The organism is Bartonella grahamii ATCC 700132 (assembly GCF_000518085.1).
GTDB classification, from domain to species: Bacteria; Pseudomonadota; Alphaproteobacteria; order Rhizobiales; family Rhizobiaceae; genus Bartonella; species Bartonella grahamii.
Window position 1 is genome coordinate 1 of record NZ_JACX01000037.1, and the last position, 8,491, is coordinate 8,491.

General features: G+C 36.1%; 3 protein-coding genes and 1 pseudogene. All 4 read left to right on the forward strand.

The window, feature by feature from the left end; translation table 11 throughout:
* Nucleotides 1–354 precede the first annotated feature (354 nt).
* Entirely contained in the window at nucleotides 355–492 is a 138-nt protein-coding gene (locus U736_RS12305) for a hypothetical protein (RefSeq protein ID WP_155915008.1), read from the forward strand.
* Between the two features lie 508 nt (nucleotides 493–1,000).
* The gene (locus tag U736_RS0108090) at nucleotides 1,001–1,513 is read left to right on the forward strand and encodes a DUF3987 domain-containing protein (RefSeq protein WP_026500614.1); all 513 of its coding nucleotides are present in this window, start codon (nucleotides 1,001–1,003) and stop codon (nucleotides 1,511–1,513) included.
* 409 nt (nucleotides 1,514–1,922) lie between these two features.
* Nucleotides 1,923–6,890: a DEAD/DEAH box helicase gene (locus U736_RS0108105; RefSeq protein ID WP_026500615.1), complete on the forward strand. Its 4,968-nt coding sequence runs from the start codon at nucleotides 1,923–1,925 to the stop codon at nucleotides 6,888–6,890.
* A gap of 1,208 nt (nucleotides 6,891–8,098) precedes the next feature.
* Nucleotides 8,099–8,491, forward strand: a pseudogene (locus U736_RS0108115) (hypothetical protein); the annotation flags it as partial.

The following is an 8,491-nucleotide window of genomic DNA, read 5'->3' on the forward strand; positions in this document are numbered from 1 at the left end:
TGGGGCGGCACATTAAATTTATATATAGCATTTCGAAAGAATCCAAATTAATCCCTATACCATTAGCTGTGGGTGCTTCCCATTAGAACTATCTCAATAGAAGCTTATTCCTAATAACAACGCTGCATACAAATGCAGCGTTGCCTCGTAGTTTCAGATTTTTTTATCCCAGCGCGTGAAGAGGTGAGGAAAGTGATATATCTGACTATGCCCCCTTGAGGGAAGAGCGAGCCTAAAGGTTTAGAATGCTATGAGTTTGAGCTAGCTGGACTTTGAGCAGATGGTTTATCGCTCATGGGAAATCATTTTGTTTTACGATTCAAAAAGAGGATAGTGATGGTCTCATTGGCGTAGGTGGGCAAGAAAACTGTTAGCTTGGCAATGCGTCAACAATTTGTAGAACTATGTTGTGGAACCCCTACGCAAAGCCGTTGCTATGATGGCATGATGCTTTTGTCAAGCATTATGATATGGGGAGGAACCGGTGTTTAAGGGTGCAACTGCGGTCACTATACGATCCAGTAGCATTACGTTTTTACGTTTGAGTATTTAGGAGCGGTAGACTCTGTACAGGCTATGCGTGCAATATGTGAAGCACGCTTGTGGGAATCAGTGTGCCATTATTGCGTTGTGCATGCAACCCTCTAGCTAGTACTTCATTGGTAAGGTTGTTTTTTGAAGCTGATTAATTATCTGTGTGTTTTTTAAGAGAACGTTAGCACTGATGTATCGCGTGCCGTACCAAGAAATCTTCCAAAAAAAAATTATTAAAAATATATGTGCAAGATGAACAAATGCTTGCTGAGGATATTGTATCAACGACTGTAGCTGCTTAAGGGCACATAATCTTGGGGGGCATAATGTTGTACAAAAAATCATGAAGTCCAAAAAACTCGTAAAGGTGCATTGCACTTCTCCTTTGAGAATTTGGCATCTCCTCTTAGCTTAATACGTTCTCATTATGATATAAACCCTTAGTTCTCCTGAACACCCGCTTGTCATGCGTTTTTCTGCTGATGCTCAAGAGATCTTTCGTGAATGGATGCAAAAGATTTTTAAAGAAGCCAAAGAGAATAACCTTTCTGAAAGCTTACAAGCGCATCTTTTGAAAATGCCTAAGACCATAGTAAGTCTTGCATTGATTTTTGAATTAACCGAAGGGGGGCGTTTTGAAATCAATAAAGATGCCCTTCAAACAGCCTTGCGATGGGAAAAATATTTGTTAAGTTATGTCAAAAGGCTTTATGCGGCGGCGGATAACTTAGCAACAGAGGGGGCAAAATTGATTGTCGAGCGCTGTGATCATTTATCTGATGTTTTTACTTTACGCGATATTCATCAAAGAAGTTGGATCGGTTTAACAGATAATAGAGCCATTAAGCAAGCTTTAGAGCTTTTATGTCGTTGTAATTATATTCGTGAAATCTCTAGAGACAATAGCTCCCAAGGTGGTCGACCTACCATACGCTATGAATGGCATCCTTTAGCAAAAAGTTATAAGACACCACACTAAGACAATCTAGAAATCTTATAAACATTAAACAATATAACAGTGAACCTTCAAAGCACTCCCCATCATTAGTTTTGGGGGTTTTGGGGGTTTTAGGAACCTACAAAACCTCTCTATAAAATGTCTCATAAAACCTATCAAAATACTCATTATGATATTTTAAAGCACATGCTTCATTTGTCTTGATTAACACGTCAAATAAACAGCAAATTTCACTATTTTGCTGATCTTATCCCATGTCATAGGCTGTGGATAAACAGCCTTTAAAAAACCTTTTGAAAAAAATTTATCCGTTTTTTCGCATTTTTCTGCATTTTTTTCACTATTCATTCAAAATGGATTTAATAAGCTTCGTTTTGATTCTTTTGATAAGAATTAACCCTCTCATATGAAACCGGAGCCCTGTTGTAATATGCATCACTTTAATAAGTATGATCATGAACATGTCTCTTTACGCTCTCTCTTAGAATATTATCGTCAACAAGCAAAATCACCTCGTGAATTGGGAACATTGTTTGAAAATCTTGTCATGGCTTATCTTATGCATGACCCTCTTCATTATGGACGCTATGAAAAGGTAGAAACCTATTATGAATGGGCTGAAGAGCGTGAAGGTTGGAATAAAAATGATATCGGCATTGATCTGGTGGCAAAGCTTCGCAATCAAGAGGGATATGTGGCTATTCAGTGTAAGTTTTATAAAGCAGATCATCAGATTAGTAAAAAGGATATTGATAGCTTTATCGCAGCCTCTGGGAAAGACATCTTTAAATATCGCCTTCTCGTTGACAGCACAGAAGTAGAATTAAGTGACAATGTAAATGCCATGATTAAAGGACAAGCGATACCCGTTTATCGTATTGACCTTCGTCATATGGAAAACAGTCGGATAGATTGGCAAATCTATGCAACCAAAAAAGAAGTTCTTCTTAAGTCAACAAAAGAGCCTCGTCCACATCAAGAAGAAGCCATCAAGAAAGTCTGTGAAGGGTTAAAAGAAGCAGATCGTGGCAAGCTGATTATGGCATGTGGAACGGGGAAGACTTTCACAAGCCTTAAGATAGCAGAACACATAGCAGGAAAAGGCAAGCGTGTTTTGTTTCTGGTACCTTCTCTGGCTTTAGTCTCGCAAACAATCCGTGAATGGACAGCCGATGCACAAGTGCCCTTGCGTTCTTTTGCCGTGTGTTCGGATACAAAAGTAGGCAAGCGTCGTAAAAACCAAGATGATATTGTTGGCATGGAAACATCAGACCTTGTTCTCCCTGCTACCACGGATGCTCAAGCCCTTGCCAAAGAAGCTCGTGAAAACCTAACAGATGCAATGACGGTGGTCTTTTCAACTTATCATTCTATCCAAGTGATTTCGGATGCACAAAAAGAGCATGGTTTACCCGAATTTGATTTGATCATCTGTGATGAAGCCCATAGAACGACTGGAGCTTCATTGGGAAGTGAAGACAATGAATCCGAATTTATCAAGGTTCACGATAACAGCATCATTCGGGGCAAAAAACGTCTGTATATGACAGCAACGCCGCGTATCTTTAGTGATACTGCCAAAAGGCGGGCGGATGAGATTAATGCCGTTCTCGCATCTATGGACGATGAAACGCTTTATGGCAAACAACTCCATCATTATACATTCGCGGAAGCTGTCGATAATGAACTTTTAACTCCTTACAAGATTGTGGTCTTGGGTATTAATGAAACCTATATCACACCAGCCATACAGGAGATTATTGCCAATGAAAACCGTGAAATTGATTTAGATGATGCGGCAAAAATTATTGGCTGTTATAGAGCACTTACCAAAATAGATAAGCAAGCCGCTGTTGATGATGATGATACAGAGCCCATGCATAGTGCTTTAGCTTTTTGCAAAGACATTAACACCTCTCAATATATAACAAAGCTCTTTAATAAAATTATCAAATCTCATATTGATGATTTCCTTCAAACCGTTCCCTTTCTGAACTGTGAAGTAAGACATATTGACGGAACGCAAAGTGTCAAAAAGCGCAATGAGGAACTGGATTGGCTTAAAGAAGATGCTGGGAACAATGTTTGTCGGATCTTAAGCAATGTTCGGTGTCTTTCAGAAGGGATTGATGTCCCTGCTCTTGATGCCATCATGTTTTTACACCCGCGTAATAGCCAAGTCGATGTGATACAGGCGGTAGGGCGTGTGATGCGCCGTGCTCCAAATAAGAAAACGGGCTATATCATTTTACCCATTATCATTCCTTCACACTTAGAAGCCAAAAAAGCTTTAAAAAACAATAAGAGATACCGTGTTGTTTGGCAAGTTTTGCATGCTTTACATTCTCATGATGAAAGGCTTGCTCGGACAATTAATCAAATGTCTTTAGGACAAGATAGCAGCCATACGATTGAGATTATAGAAATTAAGCGTGAGGATGAATTAAAAGAGCTTACCACAACGGTTGATGAGATCTCGATACCATCAAAAGCAGAAAGTTCTGGACGTGTCATTGGAACAGCAGAAAGCAAATCTCAATCGGTATCTGGAGGACAAGGAGACTTATTCCCCCGTTCTGAATTTTTTGATTTTGTCAAAGCCATTTTTCTGGATAGTTTTAAAATCACGGATTATTGGGGCATTTGGGCGAACAATGTTGCTGAGATTGCTCAAAACCATATCAATCATCTTAAAGATATGATTTCCGATGAAAAGAGTGAAGCCTTTCACGCCTTTGATGCATTCCATAAGGAATTAAAGAACAACGTCAACAGTGAAATCAAGCAAGAGGAAGCCATTGAGATGTTAGCGCAACATCTTGTCACGCGTCCCGTGTTTGAAGCTTTATTTGACGGTAATGAATTTGTACAGAACAATGCCATTTCACAAGCAATGGACAAGATCTTAAGAGAACTGGATAAAACGAACATTGAAGAAAAAACCAAAGATCTTGATAAATTTTACAAAAGTGTCACGTTCTGTACAGCAGGTATTACAGAAACTCATGCAAAACAGAATCTTATTATCAAACTTTATGAAAGTTTTTTTGCCAAGGCATTTAAGAAAACCACGGATAGGCTTGGGATTGTTTATACGCCCGTTGAGGTTGTTGATTTTATCATTCATTCTGTTGATGATGTGTTACGCAATGAATTTGGAAAAAGCTTGGGGTCACGTGGAGTTTCTATTCTTGACCCTTTCACTGGAACGGGTACCTTTATCACAAGGCTTTTACAATCAAAGCTCATAAAACCAGAGGATATGGAATATAAGTTCCGTCATGATATCCATGCCAATGAGATTGTTTTGCTAGCCTATTACATAGCAGCGATTAACATTGAATCGACTTATCATAGTATCATGAAAGGTGAGTATATTCCTTTTAAGCATATTGGTTTGACTGATACGTTTCAGATGCTTGAAGAGAAAAATCTTCTACAGGAATTATTCAAAGAAAACAGTGAATATTTAGAGCATCAAAAGAAACTAAATATTGAAGTTATCTTTGGTAACCCTCCTTATTCGGTAGGACAAAAAAGCGAAAACGACAATGCAAAGAATACTCCCTACCCGATATTAGATGATCGCATTCGTGAAACTTATACTGCTCAATCTAAAGTAACAAATATACGAGCACTTTATGATAGCTATATCCGCGCTATTCGTTGGGCAAGTGACCGTATTGATAATGCTGGGGTAATCGGTTTTGTTTCTGGTTCAAGCTATATAGAAAAGCCAGCAATGGATAGTTTACGAAAATCTTTAGCCCAAGAATTTACGAGTATTTATGTGCTTAATTTACGAGGTGATATCCGTAAAAATATGATGAACAAAAATAACGCTCAAGAAGGAGAGAATATTTTTGGCAATGGTAGTATGACGGGTATTGCCGTAACATTATTTATTAAAAATCCCAATGTTTCTGGAGATTGTAAAATTTACTATCATGATATTGGAGATAATCTTTCCACCGAAAAAAAACTTGAGATGCTTCAGTACTTTGGTAGTGTTGGTGGTATTACACGTGAAAACGGTTGGAAAATAATTACACCAGACAAGCATAATGATTGGCTTGGTCAACGTGATGATAGTTTCAAGACATTCCTAGCTCTAGGTATTAAAAAAGGTCATGGTAAAAAGCTCTTTGAAACTTATTCTCGTGGTATTATGAGCAGTCGTGATGCTTGGGTATATAACTCAAGCAGTGAAGTTTTAGCTAAAAATATGAGTAATATGATTACTTTTTATAACAGCGAAGTGAAACGTTTTAATGATGCTTTCCCACATACTGACTGCAAAACACGCGAAAATTCTGTAAACAATTTTGTAAATTTGGATGCAAGTAGAATTAGTTGGAGTCGTGCACTTAAACAACATTTAGCTAAAGGAAAGATTTTTGAATTTGAGACTACATGCCTTACGCAAAGTTTGTATCGTCCATTTACACGACAGTGGCTCTATTATAGTCGTGCCTTTAATGAAATGGTTTACCAAATGCCGCGGATATTCCCTATAGAGCAAGCGGTTGAAAATAAGGTCATACAAATTTCAGGTATGGGAACTCAATCAGGTTTTTCTGTTTTGATATCTAAGTCTATACTTGATCTTCATGTTGTGCATAATGGTCAATGTTTTCCACGCTATATTTACGAAGACACTCCGGTTTCAAAAGATAGAAACAAGAAACAAACTCATTTATTTACGAATTCTATAGAAAAAAGCATCAATGCTGATTTACAGAGGCGTGATGCTATTACTGATGAGGGGCTAGAACATTTTAAAGCCGCTTATCCTAATGAAACCATAACAAAAGATGATCTATTCTATTATGTTTATGGTCTACTTCATTCGGAAGATTATCGTGCTCGTTATGCTGATAACCTCTCTAAAGAATTGCCTCGTATCCCTTGTGTAAAAACTGCTGAAGATTTTTGGAAGTTTGTAACAGCAGGACGTGAATTGGGTCATTTGCACGTAAACTATGAAACTGTAGAACCTTATCCAGTGACCTTTAAAAAAGGCAATCCTAAACAGACTGATATCTTTAATCCCGAAAAATTTTACTACGTTACAGAAATGAGATTTTTTGGAAATAGTAAGGAAAAGGATAAATCAACTGTTTTTTACAATAGCAATATCACAATAACAGATATCCCTCTTGAAGCTTATGCGTATATCGTCAATGGTAAACCAGCTCTTGAATGGGTTATGGGGCGTCAATGTGTTAAGACTGATAAAAAGAGTGGCATTGTTAATGATGCTAATAGCTATGCTGTTGAAACCATTGGCAACCCTGCCTACCCTCTAGAGTTATTTCAGAGGGTTATTACCGTAAGTTTAGAAACCATGAAAATCGTTAAGAACCTACCAAAACTAGAAATTAGAGAAACTGAATAGACTTGGCTTGCTAAACTCACAAGGGGTATAGAATCTTATAACCATAATCTATACCTCTCTTGTTAAATTACTTACATACAATCTTAAAAGGAGTGTTTATATGCGTTATTCTAAAAAGAAAAAACTTGCACTTTTAGATACTCTTATTTGAATTGCTTTAAAAGATTATATCGTAATCTAAAATGATAGCTTTGTTTAAACAGAATTATGTATATTCATTGTCTTATATTACTTATAGGCTTTGAAGGTGTTTACTCCCCAAAACCCCTTACAAAACATATAACATTAGTTGAATTTATAGGTTGTAATGTTGATGTAGGTTGTTTTTTTGAAAAATTGATAAAAAATAACATATTGAAATATAATGATTTTAATTTTCTCTCATTTAAAAAAAACGATATAGGTTCTAAAAAGAACTGACAAAAATGACAAAATTTTATTAAAAGGGATTTTGCTCATCTCTATAATTATCATTCTCTCTTTAGATGTTTTCATAAAAAGCAGTAAATCATAATTATCATATATTCTATTTATCATTTCTCTTATGAAAATGGAAAATGATGCCATGGCTATAAAGAATATAACAGCTATAGAGAAAGCAAAAATGCAAATGAAAGCATTTGTTATAAGAGCGCGGTGCTATTAAGGTCGTTTAAATTAAAGCCCCTTATAAATAAAATTCACAAAAAATTTAAAATTCATTTAGTAAAAAAATTGATAGGTTATAAAGATAAAAATACGCATTATGAGAGCGTTTTTAAATATTATAAATGTATAGATTCAGAAAATAACGCAATCGTTTTATAAAGCCCATAATATAGCTTTAAAAGCACATAAATATAAAAGAAGCAATTAATAAGCATAAGATATTATAAATACACAACGTATTTAAAAAATACGAAAAAATATCAAAAAAGATAAAATATTATTTGACAATAAGTACGTATTTTGTTATATAAATAATCAAGTGATTAGAAAACACTTTGAAACGACAAGCGGATAGATTACGAAACAATCTTTCCAAAGCTTTGAAAAATTGGCTATCTTTTATACTTTTGTTAGTATATGAGAATTTTGTCGGGTGTGTTTACACCATACAATACTCTTTATGAGAAAAATGTAAGCAGCGGACTTGTCGCCGTGTTTTCTAGCGCCCGACGCCCTTATAGGGTTGTCAATAGAAAATTAATTACGACAAGGTTTTAATTATGAAAAATACAGTAAAAAACACTCCCATTATCTCTAATATTGCAAATGAAACCGCGCCTGTTAATCAACAAGAGTCTGCAAAAAAATACGAATTTACCAATGAAAAATTCACTTTTGATGGTCTTACTTTACACCGCATTCGTGCTCTAAGAGATTTTGATGATGTTAAGGCGGGAGACCTCGGCGGTTTTATTGAAAATGAAAGTAACTTATCCCATGATGGCAATTGCTGGGTCTATGATAATGCCGCGGTTCTTTTCAATGCAACTGTTTATGAAAATGCTAAAATCTATAATGATGCGAAAATCTTTAGAGGTGCCAAGGTGTGTGGCAATGCTATCGTTAATGGCAAAGCATTGGTTTTTGATACAACCGCTCATATTTATGATAAT